Origin of the sequence: Salsuginibacillus halophilus (genome assembly GCF_003014715.1) — a bacterium.
In the GTDB taxonomy this organism is placed as follows: Bacteria; Bacillota; Bacilli; order Bacillales; family Marinococcaceae; genus Salsuginibacillus; species Salsuginibacillus halophilus.
The window spans coordinates 151,809-178,078 of record NZ_PYAV01000001.1; the positions used below are offsets into that span (position 1 = coordinate 151,809).

General features: G+C 45.9%; 22 protein-coding genes and 2 pseudogenes. All 24 read left to right on the plus strand.

Annotated features, from left to right (window positions below):
* The 24 genes and pseudogenes from B0H94_RS00765 (at position 1) to B0H94_RS00875 (ending at position 26,184) form a co-directional block, all read left to right on the plus strand.
* On the plus strand, positions 1-594 hold the full coding sequence (locus tag B0H94_RS00765) for a dipicolinate synthase subunit B (RefSeq protein ID WP_106587320.1): 594 nt from the start codon (positions 1-3) through the stop codon (positions 592-594).
* Positions 595-692: 98 nt separating this feature from the next.
* Positions 693-1,742, plus strand: coding sequence for an aspartate-semialdehyde dehydrogenase (locus B0H94_RS00770; protein ID WP_106587321.1), 1,050 nt, complete (start codon positions 693-695; stop codon positions 1,740-1,742).
* Between the two features lie 67 nt (positions 1,743-1,809).
* Positions 1,810-3,057, plus strand: a complete 1,248-nt coding sequence (dapG, locus tag B0H94_RS00775; protein WP_106587452.1) for an aspartate kinase — start codon at positions 1,810-1,812, stop codon at positions 3,055-3,057.
* Positions 3,058-3,167: 110 nt separating this feature from the next.
* Positions 3,168-4,034 carry a 4-hydroxy-tetrahydrodipicolinate synthase gene (gene dapA, locus B0H94_RS00780; RefSeq protein ID WP_245893858.1) on the plus strand — a complete coding sequence of 289 codons (867 nt, stop codon included), beginning with the start codon at positions 3,168-3,170 and terminating at the stop codon, positions 4,032-4,034.
* Between the two features lie 1,073 nt (positions 4,035-5,107).
* Positions 5,108-6,778: a ribonuclease J gene (locus tag B0H94_RS00785; RefSeq protein WP_106587323.1), complete on the plus strand. Its 1,671-nt coding sequence runs from the start codon at positions 5,108-5,110 to the stop codon at positions 6,776-6,778.
* Positions 6,779-6,877: 99 nt separating this feature from the next.
* Positions 6,878-9,202, plus strand: a complete 2,325-nt coding sequence (locus B0H94_RS00790; protein WP_106587324.1) for an FtsK/SpoIIIE family DNA translocase — start codon at positions 6,878-6,880, stop codon at positions 9,200-9,202.
* The gene (gene yfmF / locus B0H94_RS00795; protein WP_106587325.1) at positions 9,199-10,467 is read left to right on the plus strand and encodes an EF-P 5-aminopentanol modification-associated protein YfmF; all 1,269 of its coding nucleotides are present in this window, start codon (positions 9,199-9,201) and stop codon (positions 10,465-10,467) included. The genes B0H94_RS00790 and yfmF overlap by 4 nt, the downstream gene beginning before the upstream one ends.
* Complete coding sequence (yfmH, locus tag B0H94_RS00800) at positions 10,467-11,759, plus strand: EF-P 5-aminopentanol modification-associated protein YfmH (protein ID WP_106587326.1); 1,293 nt, start codon at positions 10,467-10,469, stop codon at positions 11,757-11,759. The genes yfmF and yfmH overlap by 1 nt, the downstream gene beginning before the upstream one ends.
* A gap of 4 nt (positions 11,760-11,763) precedes the next feature.
* Positions 11,764-12,489 (plus strand): elongation factor P 5-aminopentanone reductase, encoded by a 726-nt coding sequence (ymfI, locus tag B0H94_RS00805; RefSeq protein ID WP_106587327.1) that lies wholly within the window; start codon positions 11,764-11,766, stop codon positions 12,487-12,489.
* Between the two features lie 61 nt (positions 12,490-12,550).
* On the plus strand, positions 12,551-12,811 hold the full coding sequence (locus B0H94_RS00810; RefSeq protein WP_106587328.1) for a DUF3243 domain-containing protein: 261 nt from the start codon (positions 12,551-12,553) through the stop codon (positions 12,809-12,811).
* 234 nt (positions 12,812-13,045) lie between these two features.
* Positions 13,046-13,822: a DUF3388 domain-containing protein gene (locus tag B0H94_RS00815; RefSeq protein WP_106587329.1), complete on the plus strand. Its 777-nt coding sequence runs from the start codon at positions 13,046-13,048 to the stop codon at positions 13,820-13,822.
* Between the two features lie 16 nt (positions 13,823-13,838).
* Entirely contained in the window at positions 13,839-14,780 is a 942-nt protein-coding gene (locus tag B0H94_RS00820; RefSeq protein ID WP_106587330.1) for a helix-turn-helix domain-containing protein, read from the plus strand.
* A 187-nt stretch (positions 14,781-14,967) separates the two neighbouring features.
* Positions 14,968-15,543 carry a CDP-diacylglycerol--glycerol-3-phosphate 3-phosphatidyltransferase gene (gene pgsA, locus B0H94_RS00825; protein ID WP_106587331.1) on the plus strand — a complete coding sequence of 192 codons (576 nt, stop codon included), beginning with the start codon at positions 14,968-14,970 and terminating at the stop codon, positions 15,541-15,543.
* 19 nt (positions 15,544-15,562) lie between these two features.
* Positions 15,563-16,789, plus strand: a complete 1,227-nt coding sequence (locus B0H94_RS00830) for a competence/damage-inducible protein A (protein WP_106587332.1) — start codon at positions 15,563-15,565, stop codon at positions 16,787-16,789.
* 140 nt (positions 16,790-16,929) lie between these two features.
* Positions 16,930-17,748 (plus strand): annotated as a pseudogene (locus B0H94_RS15470) (DEAD/DEAH box helicase); the annotation flags it as partial.
* A 219-nt stretch (positions 17,749-17,967) separates the two neighbouring features.
* Positions 17,968-18,399: a DbpA RNA binding domain-containing protein gene (locus B0H94_RS15545; RefSeq protein ID WP_486669386.1), complete on the plus strand. Its 432-nt coding sequence runs from the start codon at positions 17,968-17,970 to the stop codon at positions 18,397-18,399.
* A 267-nt stretch (positions 18,400-18,666) separates the two neighbouring features.
* A complete protein-coding gene (gene recA / locus B0H94_RS00840; protein WP_106587334.1) occupies positions 18,667-19,713 on the plus strand; it encodes a recombinase RecA in 1,047 nt (348 codons plus the stop codon).
* A 103-nt stretch (positions 19,714-19,816) separates the two neighbouring features.
* On the plus strand, positions 19,817-20,824 hold the full coding sequence (locus B0H94_RS00845; RefSeq protein ID WP_106587335.1) for a metallophosphoesterase family protein: 1,008 nt from the start codon (positions 19,817-19,819) through the stop codon (positions 20,822-20,824).
* A gap of 49 nt (positions 20,825-20,873) precedes the next feature.
* Positions 20,874-20,999: pseudogene (locus B0H94_RS15550) on the plus strand (AAA family ATPase); the annotation flags it as partial.
* 1,250 nt (positions 21,000-22,249) lie between these two features.
* Positions 22,250-22,507 carry a hypothetical protein gene (locus tag B0H94_RS00855; RefSeq protein WP_106587337.1) on the plus strand — a complete coding sequence of 86 codons (258 nt, stop codon included), beginning with the start codon at positions 22,250-22,252 and terminating at the stop codon, positions 22,505-22,507.
* Positions 22,497-23,159 carry a P-loop NTPase family protein gene (locus B0H94_RS00860; RefSeq protein ID WP_106587338.1) on the plus strand — a complete coding sequence of 221 codons (663 nt, stop codon included), beginning with the start codon at positions 22,497-22,499 and terminating at the stop codon, positions 23,157-23,159. The genes B0H94_RS00855 and B0H94_RS00860 overlap by 11 nt, the downstream gene beginning before the upstream one ends.
* Before the next feature lie 246 nt (positions 23,160-23,405).
* Positions 23,406-24,968 carry a ribonuclease Y gene (rny, locus tag B0H94_RS00865; RefSeq protein WP_106587339.1) on the plus strand — a complete coding sequence of 521 codons (1,563 nt, stop codon included), beginning with the start codon at positions 23,406-23,408 and terminating at the stop codon, positions 24,966-24,968.
* A gap of 51 nt (positions 24,969-25,019) precedes the next feature.
* Positions 25,020-25,814 (plus strand): TIGR00282 family metallophosphoesterase, encoded by a 795-nt coding sequence (locus tag B0H94_RS00870; RefSeq protein ID WP_106587340.1) that lies wholly within the window; start codon positions 25,020-25,022, stop codon positions 25,812-25,814.
* A gap of 109 nt (positions 25,815-25,923) precedes the next feature.
* Positions 25,924-26,184 carry a stage V sporulation protein S gene (locus B0H94_RS00875; protein WP_106587341.1) on the plus strand — a complete coding sequence of 87 codons (261 nt, stop codon included), beginning with the start codon at positions 25,924-25,926 and terminating at the stop codon, positions 26,182-26,184.
* Positions 26,185-26,270 lie beyond the last annotated feature (86 nt).

A 26,270-nucleotide genomic window follows, 5' to 3' on the forward strand; every position in this document is an offset into this window, starting at 1 on the left:
ATGACACTCAAAGGGGCCAAAATTGGATTCGGCGTTACCGGGTCGCACTGCACCCTTGAAGAAGTGCTTCCGGAAATGAAAAAGTTAAAAGACGCTGGCGCAGAAGTTGTTCCGTTTATAACGCCAACGGTATTAAAAACAGACACGAAATTTGGTGCAAGCGAAAAGTGGCAGAAAGAAATAAAAAAAGCAACGGGCTGTGAACCAGTTTCAACCATCGTAGAAGCAGAGCCGTTCGGGCCGAAAACACCGCTTGATCTTATGGTCGTCGCTCCGTTAACAGGAAGTTCCTTAAGTAAATTTGCCAACGCTTTAACTGATTCAGCTGTGCTGATGGCAGCGAAAGCTACGTTACGTAATCAAAAACCGGTTGTTGTTGCTGTTTCGACAAATGATGCTATGGCGATGAATGGAGAAAATTTAATGAAATTGATGAACGCTCAAAATATTTTTATCGTTCCACTTGGTCAAGATGCACCAGATGTAAAACCAACCTCGTTAGTAGCAAGAATGGAAGCAATTCCCGCTACTGTTGAAGAAGCTTTACGTGGTCGCCAAATTCAGCCGGTTTTCATTGAAAAATTCAGAGATTGATAACTCACAGCTGTTGCGAAAAGGCCGTCTATCTTTTATGTTAAATAAAGGCGCCCTTTTCATACGCGCTGACTTCAAGCACTGGAAGGAGCAATACCATGGCAAATGAGCAAGGAATCAATGTAGCGGTCGTCGGTGCCACCGGCGCTGTTGGTGAACAAATTTTAGCAACATTAGAAGCAAAAGATTTTCCAATCTCCAAAATAAAGCTGCTTTCCTCTAAGCGTTCAGCTGGTAAAGAAATGACGTTTAAAGGTGAAACGGTAACGATTGAAGAAGCTGTGCCGGAAGCGTTTGAAAACGTCCAGCTTGCACTCTTTTCAGCTGGTGGCGGCGTTTCAAAACAACTGGCACCAGAAGCGGTAAAGCGCGGTGCTCTTGTCGTTGATAACACGAGTGCTTACCGGATGGACCCTGAAGTACCGCTTGTTGTACCTGAAGTGAACGAAGAAGATATTAAAAAGCACCAAGGCATTATTGCCAACCCGAATTGTTCAACCATTCAAATGGTTGTTGCACTTGAGCCGGTGCGAAAGAAGCTCGGCTTAAACAAAGTGATTGTTTCTACGTATCAAGCAGTCTCTGGTGCAGGTCTAGACGCTGTAGAAGAGATGCAGCAGCAAAGCCGCGATATTTTAGATGGTAAGGAAGTTACGCCGAAAGTTCTACCGGTCAGCGGCGATGAACGTCACTTTCAAATTGCATATAATGCAGTGCCGCAGATCGATAAGTTTGAAGAAAACGGCTACACTTTTGAAGAAATGAAGATGATTAATGAAACGAAAAAGATCATGCATGACGAACGTCTTCAAGTTGCGGCCACGTGTGTACGTTTACCGGTAGAAACAGGACATTCTGAATCGGTTTATATTGAAACCGACCAGCCGGCTGAAAGTGTTGCGGCAATGAAACAGCTGATCGCTGAAGGCGATGGCATTACCCTTCAGGATGACCCGTCCAATCAAGTTTATCCGCTAGCTGTAGACAGTGTAGGTTTACCGGATGTATTTGTCGGTCGAATTCGTCAAGATCTTGATACAGAAAACGGCTATCATCTTTGGGTCGTCTCAGACAATTTGGTTAAGGGTGCGGCTTACAACTCCGTTCAGATTGCAGAACGTGCACTTGCTTACGGCTTGTTGAAGTAATCACTTAATCCATAAGGGAGGGAAAGGCGGGGCCGGAAGATTGGTGTTCCGGCTCTGCCGTTTATACATGAGCATTGTTGTACAAAAGTTTGGTGGTACATCTGTACGTGACGAAGAAACGCGTCGTGCGGCAGCAGGTCACGTAAAAGCAGCTGTGAATGAAGGGAACCAAGTCGTCGTAGTCGTTTCTGCGATGGGGCGCAGCGGTGATCCTTATGCAACAGACACTTTACTTGACCTTGTCGGCAGCAATACTTCAAATGTCGGCCGGCGTGAGCGTGACCTGCTCGTTTCCTGCGGAGAAGTTATTTCTTCAGTTGTATTTGCAGAACTGCTTGCATCTGACAACCTTGCAGCGACAGCAATGACCGGCGCGCAGGCAGGTTTTCGAACGAATGAAGACTTCGAAGACGCAAAAATCGTTGAAATGAAGCCGCAGCGGATTAAGCAGGCGCTTGAGACGTATGATGTCGTTGTTGTTGCCGGTTTTCAAGGCCTTTCACGCAGTGGTGAGATTACAACGCTCGGCCGGGGTGGAAGTGACACGTCAGCTACGGCATTAGGTGCAGCGCTTTCTGCGTCCTGGGTGGACATTTTCACAGATGTTGAAGGTGTGATGACCGCAGATCCTCGGCTTGTAGACAAGGCGCGGCCGCTGAAACAAGTAACATACAATGAAATCTGCAATATGGCTTATCAAGGAGCAAAAGTGATTCATCCGCGGGCCGTAGAGATTGCCATGCAGGCAAAAGTACCGATCCGGATTCGCTCCACACAATCAGAAGCACCAGGAACATTAATCACGGCCATGAACGGACAGCAGCCCGGCCGCGATGTTGATGATCAACTCGTTACCGGTATTGCGCACATGAAAGACTTAACCCAGATTCATGTAAAAGCAAAAGGTGATGAGCGGAACTTGCAGTCTGATGTGTTTCAAACGATGGCTCAAGCTGGGATTAGCGTCGACTTTATTAACATCAGCCTTTCTGGTGTCGTCTATACCGTACCAGATCATACGAAAGATGAGGCTTTACGTCTGCTTCATGATAAAGGGTATGAGACTGAAACGGTATCTGGATGCGCGAAAGTTTCCGCTGTTGGTGCGGGCATGACCGGTGTGCCAGGTGTGGCCTCAAAAATCACGTCCGCGCTGTTCAGTGAAGAGATCCCAATTTTGCAGGCGGCGGATTCACACACAACCATCTGGGTCCTTGTACACGGAGACGATCTGCAAAAATCAGTTAATGCGCTTCACGACATGTTTTTACACGAATTAGAGCAATTCGCCACACAAGAACAAGTCGATGCGTAAACGCATAAAATATCGGGAATCGTGCAGGCGGGGGTGACAATCATCCCCGCCTGAACTTTTCGGAAGTATGACTTGTTGTTATACAACCGATAGAGAGGATGGTGTGGGTTTTGCACGCAAGGTTATGGACGGCAATGGTGACGCCGTTTCAAAAAAATGAAAGTTTAGATCTTGAAGCGTTTAAAAGTCTTGTTGATCATTTATGTGCTACTGGAAGTGAAGGGCTTGTCGTTGGTGGGACGACAGGAGAAGCGCCTGTGTTAACACTTGAGGAAAAAACAGCGATTGCAGAAGCAGCTGTTGAGCGCACCGGCGGTCGTGTACCGGTGTTTGCCGGCGCTGGTACGAATGCAACTGCAAGTTCAGTGCAGGCGGTAAAGCAGTTAACATCTACCGGGGTGGACGGGATTATGGCCGTTGTTCCGTATTATAATAAACCGAATCAGCGTGGTTTATATCAACATTTTAAGAAGATGGCAGAGGCGACCCATTTACCGTTAATGATTTACAATATTCCAGGGCGTACAAGTGTCAACTTAGCCCCAGAGACTGTTGTGGAGCTTGCAAAGGTTGAAAACATTACGTCTGTGAAAGAGGCAAGTGGTGACCTTGAACAATGTGCTTATATTATTGAAAATACACCGGATGATTTTCATTTATATGCTGGTGATGACAGTGCGACACTTCCAGTTATGGCAATTGGTGGGTTCGGGGTCGTATCAGTAGCGGCTCATGTGATCGGCACAGAAATGCATGAAATGGTTCATGCATTTGCCCGCGGTGAAGTTGCAAAAGCAGCAGCACTGCACCGCGAGCTTCTCGATCGGATGAAAATGTGTTTTTCTGCCCCTAACCCGGCTCCGGTCAAAGCGCTGCTGCATGAAGAAGGGCTGCTGGAAAATGTGCTCCGGCTTCCGCTTCTCCCGGTAGATGAAAAAGTAAACAGCGCACTTGTTCAAAGTTTTTCAAGAAAATAAATGATCATTTCACGCAGCTGCGCTGTCTTATCATTTCAGCAGTGCAGCTGTATAAAACACAATGCACAGTAAGCGATACATACAAAAATTCTCAGGCTCAGCATCTTAGGTAGGTAAAAATTTCTTTTTCTTCACATGATTCTAAGGATGACACTTGTTTTATAAAACGCGTGTGAGTTATACTTTTAACAAGTGATTGGTACGGGCGCATATGCTGAGTCATCATTTTCCACGTTTTCTTCGTGTCAGCTGCAATGTTACACCGAGTAACGGCAGCAGCCTGTGCAACGGATGAATGAACGGGATTGAAACGTAGCCTCAGCGGAAAACATAGCTTAATGAACAAAACGATCGATCGGTGTTTTTCTCTGAAGAATTCATCGTTATCAACCATTAACATAGCTGTTTCTTGAGTTAAACGCAACGGCGCAAATGTATTGTTATGGTGATTGGATAAAAAAGTTAAGTAAGCTGTCGGATGTTTTGGTGACAGCATTTTGCGGTGTGAAATGATAAGGAAAATCGAATAAGGGTTGAATGGATAAACAGAACGACTTAAGAGAAGCGTGGCAAAGTCATTAAAAGTTGGTCAAACCAAGTTTACATTCACCCTGTTGTGTTCGATGGGTTGCTCTAACGAATGCATTTTGTCAAAGATGTGCATCAAGCACTTCACTTATAGTGCTTTAAAAGTAAATGAGCCGGTGTTCCCTTCTAGGGCTGCTGCCATATACGAACGAGCTTCGCATCAACTGTAACTGTATGTTCTCGTTGACGAGCGTCAGTTTCACGATGAACTTGTTGTAAAAGAATTGATCGGTACAGGTAAAACATCATTATAATGACAGCCTGTTTATGCATGTCCTTTGTTTCCCGTACAACTAAAAGGATCTTAAAAGCATACGTCAAACAAGCTGTAGTAATAGTTAAAAGTCAAGACAGAATTAACAAATCACCGGGGAGAGTGCTTCAAAACAGCAGACGGTGCTGATGATGGACTTCACTGTTAATTAGGCAGTGCCGGGGAGGCTAAACCTCATAAAACGTTTAAAAATATTTGGGAGGAACAGACATTGGCAAATCAAATAGCAGAAAAAATTCGCGTGTTTTCATTAGGCGGTGTCGGTGAAGTCGGCAAAAATATGTATGCCGTCGAAATTGAAAACGACATTTTAGTTGTCGAAGCAGGATTAATGTTTCCTGAAGATGATATGCTTGGGGTAGACGTAGTGATCCCTGATACATCGTATTTAGAACAAAACAAAAGCCGGGTGCGGGGCATTATTGTAACGCACGGACACGAAGACCATATCGGCGCACTTCCGTATGTGTTAAAGAAAGTCAATGTGCCGGTTTATGGAACAAAGCTAACGCTTGGTTTAGTAGAGGATCATTTAAAAACCACTGGAATGCATAAAAAAGCAGACCTCCGTTTAGTGACAGCTGGTTCTACGGAAACGATCGGTGATGTACCCGTATCGTTTTTCCATACCAATCACAGCATTCCCGATTGTGTAGGGGTCAGCATTGAAACAGATCAAGGTTTAATCGTTTATACAGGCGACTTTAAATTTGATCAAACGCCGGTGGATGGAAAAATTACAGACTTCGGTACACTGCACAGCCTTGGAGAAAAAGGTGTGCTCTGTTTGCTGTCTGATTGCACAAACGCCGATCGTCCTGGTACAACACCATCAGAACTAGAGCCTGCCAAAGGCATTAACCGCGTGTTTCAGGAAGCAAACAGCCGTGTTGTCATTACAACATTTGCTTCGAATTTGTTCCGCATCCAGCAGATCATCGATGCTTCTGTAAAAACGAAGCGGAAAATTACAGTAGTAGGGGCATCCATTTACAAAACGATTCAAATTGCCCGCCGCCTCGGCTACTTGCGTGCGCCGAAAAATATTTTCGTGAAGCCTGAAGAAATCGGTAACTTTCCGGATGAGCAGGTAACAGTGCTATGCACCGGAAGTCAAGGTGAGCCGATGTCTGCGATCAGCCGGCTTGCAAAGGGTGCGGATCAAAAACTTTCGATCCAGTCAAATGATACGGTAATCATATCTGCAACGCCTTCACCTGGAACAGAAAAATCCGTCTCACAAATTGTTGACTTTTTATACAAAATTGGGTGTGAAGTGATCACCCCGGGTCAGGAAAAAGTTCATGTCTCAGGCCATGCAAGCCAAGAAGAGCTTCGTCTCATGCTTAACCTGCTTCAACCGAAGTATGTTGTTCCGGTTCACGGAGAATACCGGAAACAATTTGCTTTACAGCAAGTCGCTGCAGAGCAGAAAGTAAAACCTGAAAACACGTTCCTGATTGATAAAGGTGAAGTTGTTGAATTTGCAAAAGGCCAAGGCCGGGTTTCTGGTAAAGTACCAAGCGGCAATGTATTAATTGACGGCCTCGGCGTCGGCGATGTTGGTAACATTGTGCTGCGCGACCGCCGGCTGCTTAGTGAAGATGGGATTCTCGTTATTGTCGTCACGTTATCGAAAAAGACAGGGGCGATCGTTTCCGGACCGGATATCGTCTCTCGTGGTTTCGTGTACGTTCGCGAATCCGAAAAGTTGATGGAAGAAGCGAACAAAAAAGTGAACGATACGCTAGAGAAGTGCATGAGCGAAAACGTGAACGAATGGTCTTCTTTGAAAAGCAACGTGCGCGATGTTTTAAGCAAGTTTTTGTACGAAAAAACGAAGCGCCGGCCGATGATTCTGCCAATTATTATGGAAGTGTAAGTGCCGGCAGCACTGCAGTGAAAAGTCCGTTATGGTTTATCATGACGGGCTTTCCTATTGAAGAGTGAAGCAGTTCTGCTTGGTTTGGAGGGAAAATACTTGGCGAAGAAAAAACAGCAGAAAAAAAAGCAGGGGGCGAAAAACTGGAAACGCGAGCTCCGCTATGAAATCGGAGGTTTAGCAGTATTGGCGCTTGGTATCATTGCTTTATTCGGTTACGGTTTTGCTGGAAGCGTGATCGTGCAGTTTTTTCGGTTTTTCTTAGGTGAGTGGCACGTGCTGCTTGTTGGGGCCTTAATCAGCGGCGCCATTTATGCAATGATTAAACGTCAGCTGCCGCCGCTTTGGAACCGCCGTTTTGCTGGAGGTTACCTGTTCATTGCTGCAATTTTATTATTTTCACACCTTAGGTTATTTGAAAATTTAGGCGCTTCAGGAGAGTTTTCTGACCATTCAGTGCTTGTTAATACGTGGCATTTATTCTGGATTGAAGCAGGCGGAAGTTCAGCAGATATCGGTGGCGGTATGATCGGTGCGCTATTATTTGCAGTAAGCCACTTTTTGTTTGCTGCAAATGGCACGCGCATTATCTCCGTTTTGATGCTCGTCATTGCATTTTTGTTGTTAACGAATGTTTCGATAAGTGAAATGGGAAAAAAGGGTGCCGGCCGTTTGAAAATGCTTGCTGGTAGCCTGAAGGCCCGCCGAAAACAAGAAAAAGCTGAAAAAGAAAAGGCGATCAAAGAAAAGAAAGCAAAAAAGCCGGAGCAAGAAACCCCTGCAGCGCCGGCAGCCGCCCCTGATGAATCACCATCATCTGCTGGTACAGCTGCACCGGAGCCGGAACGGCCGGTGATTTACAACTTTACTGAACAAGCGCATGAGCTGAAGGCGCAGCCGAAAGAACAATCACGAAATGAACCGGAAACTGATGAGTCGAAGCCATCCGGCTCATTAATTAGTGAAACGACTGAAAACGTAGCCTATGAACTGCCGGGCTTTCAGTTGTTAAACCCGTCTAAAGGCGATGGTCAGGCGTACGAAAAGAGTCATATTTCATCAAACGCCAAAACGTTAGAAGCAACGCTTCAAAGTTTTGGGGTGCAGGCAAAAGTGCTTGAAGTTCATGTGGGCCCTGCGGTAACCAAGTATGAAGTGCAGCCGGATACAGGTGTGAAAGTAAGTAAAGTTGTCAACTTAAGTGACGATATCGCTCTGGCACTAGCTGCAAAAGATATCCGAATCGAAGCGCCAATACCCGGTAAAGCAGCGATTGGTATTGAAGTGCCGAACCAAGAAGTGTCGATGGTTACACTTCGTGAAGTGCTTGAAGCTGAAAGTGACCCGCATTTACTTACTGTCGCTCTCGGCCGTGATATTTCCGGCGAGCCGATCACTGCAGGCCTTCATAAAATGCCCCACCTGCTTGTCGCTGGTGCCACCGGCAGTGGTAAAAGTGTTTGTATCAACGGGATCATCACAAGTTTATTGTTAAAAGCAAAACCACATGAAGTGAAATTGATGATGATTGACCCAAAAATGGTGGAACTGAACGTATATAATGGCATTCCACATTTACTTTCACCTGTTGTAACCGAACCGAAAAAAGCAGCCCAGGCCTTAAAGAAAGTTGTTAGTGAAATGGAGCGACGCTATGATTTGTTCTCTCATAGTGGTACGCGCAATATTGAAGGGTATAATGAGTACATTAAGAAACATAATGAAAACAATGAAGAAAAGCAGCCGGAGCTCCCCTTTATCGTTGTCATTGTAGATGAGCTTGCAGACTTAATGATGGTTGCCTCAAGTGAGGTTGAAGATGCAATTACCCGGCTTGCGCAAATGGCCCGGGCAGCCGGCATTCATATGATTATTGCGACTCAGCGGCCGTCGGTGGACGTCATTACAGGTGTTATTAAAGCGAACATTCCATCGCGTATTGCTTTTGGTGTATCCAGTCAGACAGATTCACGTACAATTTTAGACAGCGGCGGTGCGGAAAAGCTGCTTGGCAAAGGAGATATGCTGTTTCTTCCGGTGGGGGCAAATAAAACGACCCGTGTTCAAGGGGCTTTTCTAGATGATGCTGAAGTCGAAAGTGTTGTGAATGCTGTAATTGCACAACAGAAAGCTTCGTATGAAGAGGAAATGATTCCGGAAGACACAGACGACCAAACCCATGATGAAGTACCTGATGAATTGTATCATGATGCGGTGCAAGTTATTGTTGATCAGCAGGCTGCGTCTGTGTCGATGCTGCAGCGCAAATTTCGGATCGGTTATACCCGGGCAGCAAGACTCGTTGATGAAATGGAAGCCCGTGGTGTCGTCGGGCCGTATGAAGGCCGCAAACCTCGCGAAGTGCTTGTAGCAAAAGGGTATGATGAAACAGGCAAGGATGAAAGGAGACCGGATATCCAATGAATGAACGCACAGAAATGATGAATGGTATGAACGTACATTACGTTCAAACGGACAAATTTAAAACAACAACCTTTGTACTCCACGCCCGGGCGCCGTTGTATAAAGAAACCGCAGCAGCACGAGCGCTGCTTGCAAACATTTTAAAAAGTGGAACAGAAAGTCACCCAGGCCGTAAAGAGATTAGGCAGTTTTTAGATGATTTGTACGGTGCTTCTTTTCAATCGGAAGTTACAAAAAAGGGTGAAGAACATGTGATGAGTTTCCGGATGGAGACAGCAGCCGATGCGTTTATCGCAGAGGGCGGCTCTGTTTTAAATGAGGCACTTACATTTTTAACAGAAGTTATGTTTGCCCCGTACATGCCTGAAGATAACTTTTCTCAAGATATTTTTGAGACTGAAAAAGCATCTTTACTGCAGAAAATTGAAGGTATCGAAGACGATAAAATCCGTTATGCCAACGTCCGTCTTCTTGAAGAAATGTGTGCAGATGAACCGTTTGGGCTGCATCCTTTCGGCGGAATGAAACAAGTCGAAAACTTGACGCGTGATGATGTATTAGCAGCTTATAAAGACATGCTGCAATCGAACCAATTTGACCTATATATCGTTGGCAGCTTTCATGAAGAAACGGCGGCAAAGCACTTAGCAGCAAATGTGCCGGCTGTAAGTGAAGCAGCGTCTGCAGCCGAGCGCCCGCAGCCGGTAACGCCTGCATCAATCCGTGAGGTCGTTGATGAGAAAGATGTGCAGCAGGCAAAGCTTCATTTAGGTTTTCGGATACCGGTGAAGGTTGAGGATGAATTGTATCCGGCTGCCGTTATCGCAAATGGCATTTTCGGCGGTTTTCCGCATTCGAAGTTATTTATCAACGTTCGTGAAAAAGCTTCACTTGCCTATTACGCAGCTTCGCGTTACGAAGGACATAAAGGGCTCGTACTCGCTATGGCCGGCGTGAATCCTTCTGATTTACAAGAAGCACGCAATATTATTGAGGATCAGCTCCATCAATTACAAAATGGAGAGTTTTCTGAAGAAGATGTAGAACAAACGAAGCTCTTAACCATGAATCAGCTTCGTGAACAGGCAGACTCACCTCGCGGCATGAGTGAAATGCTTTATAACGGAGAAGTGGCGGGGTTTAAACCGGGCTTTGAAGAGCGGATTGCTGCATTTCAAGCCGTCACAAAAGAAGAGGTTACAAATGCAGCAAACGAGATCGAGCTTGATACGGTATACATCTTAAAAGGGAAGGAGGCCGACTAATGGCTGAAGAAACGGTATATGACTTTTTACAAGAAACGTTAATTCATGAACAGCTTGATAATGGCTTATCGGTTTTTATTGTACCAAAGCCGAAATTTAATAAAACGTACGCAACTTTCACAACGAATTATGGATCTGTTGATAATCATTTCGTGCCGCTTGGTAAAGATGAAGCGCGTCAAGTTCCTGATGGGATTGCGCATTTTCTTGAACATAAAATGTTTGAAGATGAAGAAGGCGATGTGTTTCAAGTTTTTGGCGAAAACGGGGCGCAGGCGAATGCTTTTACAAGTTTCACACGTACAGCGTATTTGTTTTCAAGCACAGAAAATGCGATGACTCATATTGAAACGTTGTTAAACTTTGTTCAGCATCCGTATTTCACTGAAGAAAGTGTAGAAAAGGAAAAAGGAATTATTAACCAGGAAATCCGGATGTATGATGACAACCCGGATTGGCAACTGTTTTTTGGTCTGCTCCGAAGCATGTATGAACAGCACCCTGTGAAAGTAGATATTGCAGGTACAACAGATTCAATCGATGAAATCACAAAAGATGATTTATATGAATGTTACAAGACGTTTTATCACCCGAGTCAAATGGCGCTTGTAATCAGCGGCCCTGTTGATACAGAAGAAGTACTTGGGTTAATTCGCAACAATCAGGCGGAGAAAACATTTGCTCCTCCAGAAGATGTGCAGCGCTTTTATCCAGAAGAACCGGCCGCACCGGTCGAGCCTCATAAGGTAACCGAGATGAGCGTTGCTACACCGAAGTGTTTAATCGGTTTTAAAGAGAAAGACCCGGGCCGTCAAGGAGAAGCACTACTCAGGCGCGAAGCTTCATTACAGATTGCGCTCGACATGTTGTTTGGCCCAGGATCTGAAGCTTATGAGGCCTTATATGAAGAGGGCATTATTGATGACAGCTTTTCTACGGATTATACGGCGGAAAAAACATTCGGCTTTTCTGTGCTCGGCGGAGATACAAAACATCCTGAAACATTAAAGGACCGCGTTTTTAAAGTGTTTGAAACGATGCAACAAAAAGATTTTGATGCAGATGCTTTTGAGCGGGCGAAAAAGAAAAAAATCGGGCGCTTCTTAAAGCAGCTGAACAGTCCGGAGTTCATTGCCAATCAATATACCCGCTATCAATTTAATGAGATGGATTTATTTCAGACGCTGCCGGTACTTGAATCTTTAACACTTGAAGATGTAACAGAAGCAGCGCGCGATCACTTTGAACAAAAACAAGCCGCTGTGCATATCGTACAGCGTGAAGGTTCATAAAGATATGAAGCGCACACTTTTAACAGGGGCAAGCGGCGGCATCGGGCAGGCTGTGGCCCGCAGGCTTGCCGCTGAAGGCCGGCCTCTTTATTTGCACTACAACAGCAATCAAGCTGCAGTTGCTGCGCTTAAGAAAGAGTGCGAAGAAACGTACGGGGTTTCCTGTGACATGATTCAGGCAGATTTAAGTACACATGATGGTGCAGCTTGCTTAATTGAACAACTCAATGCTCCTGTGGATACGCTCATTCATAATGCTGGCCAAAGTCCGTATGGTATTTTCACGGATGTAACCCCAGAGGAGATGCAGCAGACGATGCAGCTGCATTTAACGAGTGCGATGCAGCTGACGCAGGCACTTTTACCAATGATGCTTCAATCAAGGTCCGGTCAGATTATTGTAATGTCAAGCGTCTGGGGAGAAGCTGGTGCATCGTGTGAGGTTCTTTACGCTACAGTGAAAGGTGGATTGAACACATTCGTTCGCTCCCTCGCCAAAGAGTGCGCTGTCTCAGGCATCAGGGTGAATGGGGTAGCGCCTGGTGTGATCGAAACGTCGATGATGGATCAGTTTAGTGCAGATGAACGCAGTATGCTGCAAGAAGAAATCCCTGCCGGCAGACTCGGTCGTCCGGAAGATGTAGCAGGGGCTGTGAAGTTTCTTCTTTCAGAGGACGCCGGCTATATTCATGGCCATATTTTACCTGTTTCAGGTGCATGGGTGGTGTAGTGCATAAACTTCTGCTTTTCGCACAGGCTAATGGTAAGCCGAGAGCAGGAGGTGGAAAAGCGTGTCCGTACTCGATAATTGGGAGAAATGGAAAGACTTTTTAGGTGATCGTCTCGACCAAGCTGAAGAAGAAGGGATGACCGACAAAGTTGTCTCTGATGTAGCTTATCAAGTGGGAGAGTATTTGTCTGAAAATGTCGAGCCGCAAAATGAACAGGAACGGGTGCTGCGTGACTTATGGAACGTTGCCGATGAAAAAGAGCAGCACGCCATCGCTCATATGATGGTTAAACTTGTGCACCGAAAACACGCTGAAGCTTAAAAAGCGCCGCAGATGACGCCGGAGAAAGACAGCTTTCTTCGGCTGATGCGGCGTTTTTTTACGGATCAAGGGATAGTGCAAAAGAAAGGCTGTTCAAATGACAGGTAATAGCGTAAAATGACTTATATAGTAATTTTATTGGAGAAGTAGAGTGGGGATACATATTTGTCGAAGTTGAAATGAAGATGAATCAACCGTAAGCATGTGCTTGACCCATACAGGAGGGGATATCTTATGGCAGATGTCAAAGAGTGGTACTTGGAATATGAAATTCACAAAAACCGGCCCGGACTGCTCGGGGATATAGCTTCACTGCTTGGGATGCTTTCCATAAATATTGTAACCATTAACGGTGTTGAAGACCAGCGCAGGGGTATGTTGATTCGCAGCAAAAGTGACGATCAAGTGAAACGCTTTCGCACCATTTTGGAAACCATTAGTAATATTACTGTCAAGAAGCTGCGCGAACCGAAACTGCGTGATCGCTTGGCTGTCATGCATGGACGTTACATCGAGCGCGATGCTGATGATAAAAAAACATTTCGTTTTGTTCGCGATGAGCTGGGTCTGCTCGTCGATTTTATGGCGGAACTTTTTAAGACAGATCAGCATTACCTTGTCGGGCTGCGCGGTATGCCCAGGGTAGGAAAAACGGAATCTGTAGTCGCAGCAAGTGTGTGCGCAAATAAGCGTTGGTCCTTTATCTCCTCAACCCTTTTACGGCAGACAGTGCGCAGTCAGCTGGCAGACGATGAACGAGGCGAGGACTTAATTTATATTTTAGACGGGATCGTAACGACCATGCGTGCGCCTGAGAAACATAGGACACTTGTAGATGAAATTTTGCGGCTGCCGGCTGTTAAAGTGATTGAACATCCAGATATTTTTGTTCGTGAAACCGGCTATACCTTGCAGGACTTTGATGTCATTATTGAACTTCGTAACAATGAAGATGAAGAGATTACATACGAAACTTTTGATTCAAGTTTTTCCTCGTTTGATATTAGTTAGTTGGTAGGTGTTGGTATTGGCAGAATTAGGAACTTTTTTAAAGCAGCATCGAGAAAATAAACAAATGACGCTTGAACAGCTCCAAGAGCGTACAAAGATTCAAAAACGTTATCTTGAGGCTATTGAGCAGGATGATTACAGTGCGCTTCCGGGGACGTTTTATGCCCGGGCATTTGTTAAAAGTTACAGTGAAGCGGTCGGTTTAAACCCAGACGATGTATTTGAACAATTTGGTCATGAGCTTCCACAGCCAAAATCTCAAGCAGACCAGATCCCTTCAAGGTCTGAGCGTATTAAAAAATCGGAAGTACAGCGAAAAAAGCCTAAATTTGCGCCATTTTTATCAGCTTTGGCTGTCTTAGCAGCCGTTCTCATTATTGCAGTTGCCATCTGGGTATTTAACATGAATGACGGCGGCGATGAAGCTGAAAATATGCCGGTAGAAGATGAAAATGGAAATGAAGAGTTTGAAACAAATGAAGGCGATGAATCCGCTGAAGAGGATGAAGAAGAAAACGCGCAAGAAGAAGGCAGCGATGAAGAAGCCGCAGAAGCTGATGCAGAAGCCGAAAATGATGAGGGCAGTGAAGACGAAGCGGCCACTGAAGAAGATGATGAAGACGAGGAAGAACAAGAAGAAGCAGGTCTTGAAGAAGCAAGTGTGGAAGGAACGCACGCCGAGTATTATGTGACCGGCAGCGAAGAAATTGAAATTGAACTCGAGTTTGAGGGGAACAGTTACGTTGGATTTCAAGATCAAAACCGGTCGATTTTAGAAGAAGCAAGCCCGGGAACTGAAGAAGCCGAGCAAACGTATGACTTTACCGATGAAGGATACGTCAGTATGAATATCGGTCATGCACCGAGCTTAACGGTTTATGTAAATGGTATTGAAGCAGCGTATGCAGCAGATACAGCGCAGTCAGATGTGCAGCGGATCACAGTTATGAGAGAGTAGCTTGCACCTTGCACATCGAACTGACTTAAAAAAAGATTCACAACACCCGGGAGCCGCACTTTTTTAGTTGTGGTTCCCTTTTTATTTTTGAAAATGTGTACGAACTTTTTTCAATTTCAGTGCGTTTCTGCTACAATGAACGTTGGCTGCATTTTAAAAGACAATGACAAACAGATGGAGGTTCGCCGTGAATCTGCCCAACCAAATTACGATCCTTCGCATTGCACTAATCCCTTTAATTTTAATTGTGCTTTTAGCTCCGCTTGACTGGGGCAGCTGGACTGTCGGTTCTGCGGAGATTCCGGTCCATCACGGTTTGGCAGCATTCATTTTTATTTTAGCTGCAGCAACCGACTGGGTGGACGGTTATGTCGCACGTAAACAGCAATTAATAACGAACCTTGGAAAATTCCTTGATCCCCTAGCGGATAAGTTACTTGTTACAGCAGCGCTCGTTGCTTTAGTAGAGCTGCAAATGCTGCCGGCATGGATGGCGGTTGTCATTTTATCGCGCGAGTTTGCCGTTACAGGTATGCGTCTAGTCGCAGCCGGTGACGGAGCAGTGATTGCTGCAAGTAGTCTCGGTAAATGGAAAACGATGTTTCAAATGGCGGGCCTTGCGGTTTTGATGCTGCACAACGCCCCATTTGGTGAAGGTGGGTTTCCGCTTGCTGATCTACTCATCTGGCTTGCGGTGATCTTTACGGTAATCTCCGGCTGGGACTATTTTTCAAAAAACCGTCACGTTTTTCAATCCGGTTAGTTGAATTTGGAGGTGCCGTATGAACGCAGAAGTGATCGCCGTTGGCTCAGAGTTGCTTTTAGGTCAAATTGCGAATACAAACGGTCAATATGTATCCCGGCGCTTAGCAGAAGCCGGTATTAGTGTATATCGGCATACGGTTGTCGGAGATAATGAAAACCGACTGCGCGAGGCAGCAGAAGAAGCTGGTCGCCGCGCGGACATTGTGATTTTCAGCGGCGGCCTCGGTCCAACTTCTGATGATTTAACGCGCGATGCGCTTGCCCGCGAGCTGAACCGTTCGTTAATCATTCATCCTCCTTCATTGGAGCAGATTGAGGCATTTATGAAGGATAAAGGAAAAACCGTTTCAGCTGCGAATGAGCGCCAAGCTTACATCCTTGAAGGGGCCGACCCCTTTGTCAATCGGGCAGGTCTTGCTTGTGGCATGGCAGTAACCGAGGGAGATACCTTGTATTTGCTGCTGCCGGGACCGCCGCACGAGCTGAAAAGGATGATTGATGCTGATGTGATTCCTTATCTTTCAGCCAAAGGATGGGCAGCGGGAAGCATTGTATCACGTGAGTTAAAGTTCTTTGGGATTGGTGAATCTGCTTTGCATGATTCATTAGCGGTAATGATTGAAGAGCAGAAAAACCCGACGGCCGCCCCGCTTGCTTCTGAAGGCGAAGTTGCGCTTCGCTTAACCGCCCGGGGGGATTCAGTTCTTCAAGCTGAACAAATGCTAGATGGTTTAGAAAGCAAGCTTCCGCCTGAGATGAAGAAGTTGATTTACGGAAAAAATGATGTGTCGCTTGCAGCCGCAGCCGTTGAGCGGTTAAAACAAACTGCATCTACCGTTGCAGTGGCTGAAAGTTTAACCGGGGGCGGGGTGCTTGAAGCTTTGACGAGCATTCCCGGTGCTTCAAGCGTTGTTAAAGGTGGCGCGGTAACGTATCAAACTGAAGCTAAACAAAACAACCTTGAAGTTTCCGAAGAAATCATTCACAAGCATGGTGTCATAAGTGCAGCTTGTGCCGAAGCGATGGCTGAAAATGTACGCAAGATGTACGGGGCATCGTTTGGAATTGCGCTTACAGGTGTGGCCGGTCCGACACCGCAGGAAGGTGAGCCGGCAGGTAAGTTTTATATCGGTGTTGCTTCTGCCGATGGTACCACTTCCACCCAATTTATGGAGCCCGGCAGTCGTGAAAGAGTCCGTTTAATGGCTACAAAGCACGCCTGCCATCAATTATTGAAAGTGTAGAAAAGGTGATGAATAGTATGAACGTATTTGATATGCCCGAAATTAACGATGCAATTAAGAAATCCATTAAGGAAATGGGATTTGAAGAACCGTCCCCAATCCAGGAAAAAGCAATCCCTGTAGCCCTCGAAGGTAACGATATGATCGGTCAGGCCCAAACAGGAACAGGTAAAACAGCAGCTTTTGGTATTCCACTAATGAACGAAATGAAGCAGGAGAAGCATGTTCAAGCTTTAGTGCTTACACCAACCCGTGAGCTTGCGATCCAGGTTGCCGGCGAGCTGCAGAAGCTTTCCAAGCACCAGCAGATCCGTACGCTGCCTGTTTATGGCGGTCAGTCGATCGGCCAGCAGATTAAAGCGCTAAAACGCGGTGTAGAAGTCGTTATTGGTACGCCTGGTCGTGTTCAAGACCACCTGCGCCGCAAAACGCTTAAGCTTGATCAAGTGAAAACGGTTGTACTTGACGAAGCAGATGAAATGCTTGACATGGGTTTTATCGAAGATATTGAAACCATTTTAAAGCAAGTAAACGAAGAACGTCAGACCCTGTTATTCTCGGCAACAATGCCGCCTCCGATCCAGAAGCTTTCGAAACGGTACATGACCAATCCAAAAACTGTATCGATTAGTAAAGGTGAAGTGGCTGCACCATCGATCGAGCAGCAGTATTATAAAGTACTTGAGCGCAACAAAATGGAAGCACTCAGCCGGATTATTGACAGCCGGGACCCGGATCTTGCCATTTTGTTCTGTCGGACGAAAAAAGGTGTGGCTGAGCTAACAGAATCTTTGCAGGCCCGCGGCTATATGGCGGAAGGTTTGCATGGCGATTTGACGCAGTCCCAACGTGATGCTGTTATGAAAAAGTTCCGTGACGGACATATTCAGTTCCTCGTTGCGACCGATGTGGCAGCCCGCGGGCTTGATGTAAACAACGTTACTCACGTTGTTAACTATGATATCCCACAGGATCCAGAAAGCTATGTACACCGGATCGGTCGTACAGGCCGCGCTGGTAATACAGGTGAAGCAATAACACTTGTCACACCACGGGAAATGAAGCACCTGCGTGCCATTGAAAAAGAACTAAAAAGCAATATTCCTTCTAAAACTGTTCCAACCGTTGAAGAAGTTATGGAAAAACAGCAAGAGATGTGGCGCCAGCAAGTCACTGCGATGATTGACAATGAGACGGATACGTCTATGTTTGAAAACATTGCTTCTGAAATGCTTGAAAAATACGATGCACAGACGGTTGTACAGGCTTTACTGAAAATGAACTTTGCTTCAGATGAGTCTTCACAAGCAATGGAAACGACGACAAAGCAATTTGGCGATACAGGTGCTTCTAAAGGCATGGTCCGCTTCTTCGTAAATGTCGGTAAAAATGTTAATTTAACACCGAAAGTTGTGATTGAGGAAGTTTCTAACGCTGTCGGCATTTCAGCGAAAGACATCGGTAAAATTGATATTTTTGACAACTTTATGTTTATGGAAGTTCCAACAGATGTTGCTCCGTTCGTTTATGAAGGCCTTCCACATACCCGCATTAATGGTGCAAAAGTAAACCTCGAACCGGCAAAGCCTCGTCCAAACAAAAAGAAGTAACGGACGCCGCTAAATGTAACTGCGCCGGACAGAATTGAACGCTGTCCGGCGCTTTTTATTTTTCTCCCTCTTTTTACGACCATCCAAAAATTTTCTTCACAAAAGCGAATAAATGTTCCCTTATCTATTGGCAAAGTTTTTAAATCGCGGTATCATGAAGGAGGTGGTTATAAGTTTCCTACTGTCCGCTTAAAAATATCCGAGTATAAAAGCAAGACTTACTTTTTTCAGCGGGACAAGTATTATACAGATAGAGGAGAGATATGCATGAGCGATCGTAAAGCAGCTTTAGATCAGGCGCTGCGTAATATCGAGAAACAGTTTGGTAAAGGCTCTATCATGAAAATGGGAGAGCAGGGGGAAAACCGGATATCTACTGTATCAAGCGGCGCCTTAGCACTTGATATCGCGCTTGGTGTCGGTGGTTACCCACGGGGCCGGATTATTGAAGTATACGGTCCGGAGTCTTCTGGTAAGACGACGGTTGCCCTGCACGCAATTGCTGAAACGCAGCGTAAAGGCGGTCAAGCTGCTTTTATTGATGCAGAACACGCACTTGACCCGGTCTATGCAAAAAACCTCGGTGTTGATATTGATGAACTGCTTCTTTCTCAACCGGATACTGGTGAACAGGCACTAGAGATTGCAGAAGCACTTGTCCGCAGTGGTGCAGTAGATATCATCGTGGTTGACTCTGTAGCAGCCCTTGTACCAAAAGCAGAAATTGAAGGTGAAATGGGTGACAGCCACGTAGGTTTGCAGGCGCGCTTAATGTCGCAAGCCTTGCGTAAACTCTCCGGTGCAATTAGTAAGTCGAACACGATTGCGGTGTTTATTAACCAGATTCGTGAAAAAGTCGGTGTCATGTTCGGCAGTCCGGAAACAACGCCGGGCGGTCGTGCACTCAAATTCTATTCTTCGGTCCGCGTAGAAGTACGCCGGGCGGAGACATTAAAACAAGGCAATGATATGGTTGGTAACAAAACCCGCTTGAAAGTTGTAAAGAATAAGGTTGCCCCGCCGTTTAGACAGGCGGAAGTTGATATTATGTACGGGGAAGGCATTTCTCGTGAAGGTTCGATTCTTGATATCGGAAGTGAACTTGATATTATTCAAAAGAGCGGCGCCTGGTATTCATTTGAAGGTGATCGCCTCGGGCAAGGCAGGGAAAATGCGAAGCAGTATTTAAGCGAAAACCCGCTTGTTACCGATGATATTGAAGGTCGGATTCGTGAGCATTATGAGCTTACCGAAGGCGGCGCACAAGCACAGGCACCAGCTGAAGAACCAGCACAACAACAAGAAGAAGAATAACATCAAAGTTGAAGCCGCTGCCTAAGAAAGCGTAAAATCTGTAAGAATTGCAGATGGTTTTTAGGCAGCGGCTGTATTTACATAACGTACGGGGGAGTCACGTATGAAGTTCTTATATTTCACGGATACCCACATTCGCGGAAGTAGTCCGAAAAACCGGTTGGATACGTTTCCTGATGCATTGGAAACAAAACTAACCGAAGTGGTGAACATAGCGAACCAACATGAAGTGGACGCTGTACTACATGGTGGCGATGTCTTTGACCGTCCGGATTTGTCACCAAACATTGTCAGCCGCTTTTTGCGTGTGTTTCAAAAGTTTGAAGCACCGATTTATGCTGTCGCCGGTAATCACGATACATTCGGGCACAACCCTGATACTTTAAAGCGGACGATGCTCGGTTTACTGCATGAAGCTGGAATTATGCATGTGATTGGTGCAGGTGAGCCTGTGCAGTTTACTTCAAAAACTTCCCGTGTACAAGTAAGTGGACAGCCGTACCATTACGGGATCGATAGGCGGAACAGTGAGCTTGATTATGCGCCGCCGCCTGCCCCGGATGAAGACACTGTAAAAATCCACATTGTTCACGGCAGCTTAGTTGAGCGGCCGCTTCCTGAAGGTGTACCATGTACGCTTTTAGATCACGTGTTTGATCTTGGAGCAGACATTTTATTGACCGGCCACGTTCATGATGGTTTTGGGCATAAACAAAAAAACGGCAAACACTACATTAACCCTGGAGCAATCGCTCGTGTGAATAATCATTGGACCGAGTATCAGCGCAAACCACGGGTTTTATTAATTGACATTGATGATCAAACGCCTGCTTTTGAGTTCATCAACTTACAGTCGGCTAGTCCGGCTGAAGAGGTGCTAGACCGCTCGATGCTTGAAAAAGCTTCACATCGTGAGGAGAAGCTGAATGCGTTTATTCAAAATGTCCGGAGTCATTCCGATTTTCAAGTAATGAGCATACATGACATCATTAATGAAATTGCAGACGCCCCTGAAGATGAAGGCGGCGTGAGCACCGATGTAAAAGAGGAAGCACTTCGACGGCTCCGCGCAGCTGAAGAGAGGTGGCATCATAACCATGAAACAGATTAAAAAGCTTCGGCTTGAGAATTTTCAGTCTCATGAAGATACAACAGTTGAAATGACAAATGGTCTTAATGTTATTGCCGGCGAGTCAGACAGCGGGAAAACTGCGGTCATCCGTGCGCTCCGCTGGCTGTTATTTAATCAGCCGCGTGGCACGGATTTCATTCGAAGCGGTGCAAATGTTTGCCGGGTAACCGCAGACTTTGCTGATGGAACAAAAATTATTCGCGAACGGACGACGAGTAAAAATTCATATCACATTACGAACCCTGATGGCAGCACGGAACCGTATGAAAGTTTCGGGGCCCGTGTGCCGGCAGCGGTAATTGAAGCTCACGGTATGCAGCCGCTTGCGGTGGATAATGATGAAACCCTTCATCTACAAATCGCGCAACAGCTCGAACCGCCGTTTTTAATTGAAAATACAGCCGGCTCCAAAGCGAAGGTGATCGGTCGAATCAGCGGAGCTCATTACATCGATATGGCCTTGCGCGGCCTTAATTCAGACACAGCAAGTTTGAAACAAAGTATAAAAAAAGAAAAAGAAAATGAAGATCGGCTCGAAAATGCGCTCGCGCCGTATGAAAACTTAGATGAGCATAAACGTACGCTTGAAAAAGCCCGTCAACGTTTTGAAGCGCTGCAGCAAAAAGAAGATGTACTCCGCCAGCTTAAACAGCATCAATTAAAGCTGAAAGAGTTAAAAGGCATCCGTACAAGCGTTCAAAAAGAGTTACATGATCTGCAGTTTATTGAAGAAGCTGCGCCAAAACTTGAAAACCTGCAGTTGCAGAAGCAGACGCTGCTTGCGTTAAAGCAGCGTCAGAGCCGTTATCAACATGTTCAAACTGAACAAAAAACGTGGCAAAAGACTAAAGAAAAAGCAGAAACGGCGTTGTCGCTAGAAGAAAAAGCAGCGGCGATTGAACGTAATGTTACCCAGCGCCGGCATTTTTTTGAGTTGAAACAAACATATTCTAATATGATTTTAAAGTTTAACGAAGAACAAGAGCGTCTGCGAAATGCGCAGCAAATCGAAGCGCAAGCGGCACGTGTAGAGCAGGCAGAGCAGACACTGACGAAAAAAATGAAGTTTGAAAGCTTACGTACAAAGCTGACGAGTGTTACGAAAGAACGAAATGACGTCCATCAACATTACACGAAATTAAAGCAGACCGCCAATGCGGAAAAACAGCTTGAAGAAGCAGAATCCAGGTTGATTTCACGACGTAAGCTGCAGCAAAAACACGAAGCTTTAGAAGAAGTGAAAAGTCGTAAGAAGCGCGGGCGCAGCTATATTCATGAGCTTCAAGCGGAAGTGGACCGGCAGCAAGAGGCATATGAAAGCTTGCTGAAGCAACTTGGTACGTGTCCATTATGCGGACAGGCGTTAACGCCCAAACATGAGCATGAAACGAAAGGAGTGGAATAATGTCAGAACAGAAAGAGCAGGAAATTAAACAATTAAAACAAGCGATTGAAGGTGCTCGTGAACAGCGGCAGCGTGCAGAGATCCGTCTAGAGAACTTAGAGACGCAGGAAAAAGAGCTTCTTAGTGAACTTGAAGAGCTCGGCGTGAAACCTGAAGAGCTAGAACAAGAAATCGCCCGGCTGGACCGGGAGATTGAAGAAGGCCTGCAAGAAGTGAAAACTTTAATTCCAGAGGAGCTCCTGAAGCATGAGTCGTGAAGCATTGTTTCAATCCACTGCGACAGCCTTGAAGGAAAAGGAAGAAGAATGGATTGCCCTTAATGCGCAAAAAGAAAAACTGAAAGAAGAACAGACTTATTACCGCGAACGTTTAACAGTGCTTGAACAAGACCAGGAACTGTACGATCATGTAGGCGGTTTGCTGCATGAAACAGCAAAACATGCTCGTGATCAAGCGAAACAACAAATGGAGACGCTTGTAACGAATGCGCTGCAGTACGTATTCGGGCCTATGTTTTCTTTTCAAATTGAGCTCGAATCCTCCGGCGGCCGGGCACAAGCGGAGTTTTATGTTGTTTCAGAGATGAATGGGACAATGATTAAAACAAAGCCTGCAGAAGCCAGAGGCGGCGGTGTTGTCGATATTGTTGCGTTAGCACTTCGCATGGCAATGCTTGAAACGCTACCTACAGGTAAAGGGGAAGCGATCGTACTTGATGAACCGGGCAAGCATGTTTCAGAAGAATATCATCATTTATTATATGAATTTCTCCATTCTGTAGCTGGCATGTTTAACCGGCAGATTGTTATGGTAACTCATCATCGGCATTTAGCAGAGTCGGCAGACAATGCATATATCTTTGAAATTAAAGACGGAACAACCGAGGCTGTGCGCCCGGAGCATTCTTGACAGTCGTATAGCGGAAGGATACAATTATTACGAAAGATGCAATCGTATCTTTTCTTATTTATGCAACGCGTTTGTGTTATGAAAATGGCCTGTGTATGTATGAAAACAGCCAACACCATTGGTATTAGGAAGGTCTAAAAGACTTTACCTGCTTTCTCCGTTGAATGAACAGACAGAGCGAAACAAAGTACACAATCCAGCAAACGAACCGAACAAGCGCCAGAAGCAGCAGGAGGTGAAAAGGACATGGACGGACTAATCACTTCCATTTTGTTTATTCTCGTTGCTGCTATCAGCGGATTGATCGGCTATATCGTTCGCAGATCATTGGCGGAAGCAAAGATCTCTAGTGCGGAGGAAGCGGCCAAACAAATTCGCGAAGAAGCGGAACGAAACGCAGAGGCAAGCCGCAAGGAAGCCTTGCTTGAAGCCAAAGATGAAGCGTACAACATTCGTACGGAAGCTGAACAAGATATACGTGAGCGCCGAAACGAAGTGCAGAAGCAGGAACAGCGCCTGCAGCATAAAGAAGAGACGCTCGACCGTAAAAGTGAAACGCTTGATAAGAAAGAAGGATCTTTGGAAACAAGAGAAGCTTCACTTGTTGAAAAGCAGCGCCAGATTGAAGAAATGAATGACAAAGTGGAAGAACTCGTACAAAAGCAACAGCTTGAGTTAGAACGCGTATCCAGTTTAACGCGTGAAGAAGCCCGGACGCAGATTTTACAGCAGACCGAGCAGGAAATCGAACATGAAACGGCACAATTAATTAAAGAACGTACTGAAGAAGCAAAGCAGGCAGCTGACAAGAAAGCGAAGGAAGTGCTTTCACTTGCAATTCAGCGTTGTGCAGCCGACCATGTTGCTGAAACGACGGTTTCTGTTGTAAACCTGCCAAACGATGAAATGAAAGGCCGGATTATTGGACGTGAAGGCCGCAACATTCGAGCGCTTGAGACATTGACAGGGATCGACTTAATTATTGATGATACACCGGAAGCGGTGATCCTATCCGGATTTGATCCGATCCGTCGTGAAGTCGCTCGCACTGCGCTCGAACGTCTTGTGCAGGACGGCCGTATTCATCCGGCACGTATTGAAGAAACGGTGGATAAAGCCCGCCGCGAAGTCGATGAAATGATCCGTGAATACGGGGAGCAGACAACCTTTGAAATGGGTGTACACGGTCTGCATCCGGACATTATTAAAACGCTCGGCCGCTTAAACTTCCGGACAAGCTATGGTCAGAATGTGTTGAAGCATTCTATGGAAGTGGCGCACCTGGCCGGATTGATGGCTGCAGAACTTGGCGAGGATCAGCAGCTCGCACGTCGTGCAGGCCTGCTTCATGACATTGGTAAAGCGATTGATCATGAAGTTGAAGGCAGCCACGTTGAGATTGGCGTGGAATTGACGCGCAAGCATAAAGAACACGAAGTTGTGATTAACAGCGTAGCTTCGCACCACGGCGATGCTGCCCCAACTTCGATCATTGCAACACTCGTTGCTGCAGCCGACGCTCTATCAGCGGCGCGCCCGGGAGCACGCCGTGAAACAATTGAAACTTACATTCGCCGGCTTGAAAAGCTGGAGGAGATTGCAGAATCATTCGATGGTGTTGAAAAAACGTATGCGATTCAAGCTGGCCGCGAAGTGCGCATCATGGTAAAACCAGATATGGTAGATGATGCCATTGCTCATCGCCTCGCCCAGCAGATTACAAAACGAATTGAAAACGAATTGGATTATCCAGGCCACATCAGGGTAACGGTCATTCGCGAAACGCGGGCCGTGGATTATGCGAAATAAGCGGCACTTTGTGCCGCTTATTTTATTTTGAGTTTGAAAAGGAGATATAAAATGAAAATTTTATTTATTGGCGATATTGTCGGATCCCCCGGCCGAAACATGCTTGCAGAATACTTACCGCGCTTGAAAAAATCTTATAAGCCGGATGTTACGGTTGTAAATGGTGAAAACGCTGCGCACGGTAAAGGTTTAACTGAAAAAATATATAAGCAGTTGCTTGAAATTGGCGCTGATGTGATTACAATGGGGAATCACACATGGGATAAGCGTGAAATTTTTGAATATATCAATGATGCAAATTCGCTTGTCGTTCCGGCGAACTTTCCGCCTGCAACACCTGGTAAAGGTTATAAAGTGCTTAATGTGAACGGACAAAAAGTAGCCGTGATTAATTTGATCGGCCGAACCTTTATGGCAGATCAAGACTGCCCTTTTCGTAAAGCAGATGAGATTTTAAAACAACTGCCGGAGGATACAGCGCAAATCTTTGTTGATTTTCATGCAGAAACGACAAGTGAGAAACAGGCGCTTGGCTGGTACCTTGATGGGCGAGTTACTGCTGTTTGCGGGACGCATACGCATGTTCAAACAGCAGACGAGCGCATTTTACCGCAAGGCACCGGTTATATTTCAGACGTTGGTATGACCGGCCCTTACGATGGGATCCTCGGAATGAGCCGCGACGCTGTGATGAAGAAGTTTTTAACAAATTTACCTGTGAAGTTTGAAGTCGAAGAAGGGCGGGAACAGATCAATGGCGTCTTTATTCAAGCAGCACCGCGTCAAAAAGCAGTTCAAAAGATGAAGCGAATTGCAGTTAATGACGAGCAGCCGTTGATGGATTAACCTTAAGCTGTAGAAATGTACAAATTTTCAGTACTTGCAGGGAATACAGGCATTTATCGTGAATATAGTAGGTGAGGGCACTTTCATTTCACACAAGGAGGTACTACGCATGGAAGTATTAAAAGTATCAGCCAAATCAACGCCGAACTCTGTTGCAGGTGCTTTAGCAGGTGTTATTCGAGAGCGCGGTGCCGCGGAAATTCAAGCCATTGGTGCCGGAGCCTTGAACCAGTCTATTAAAGCGGTCGCCATCGCCCGTGGTTTCGTCGCGCCAAGCGGCATTGATCTCGTATGTGTTCCGGCATTTACAGATATTGAAATCGAGGGTGAAGAGCGGACAGCAATTAAGTTAATCGTCGAGCCGAGATAAGTCAGGCTCTTATAGTGTAGGCTGCCGGCTGGCGCTAGTGCCGCTTCATCGATGCGATGCACTTGCGCCAGCTTTTGTTGTGTGTA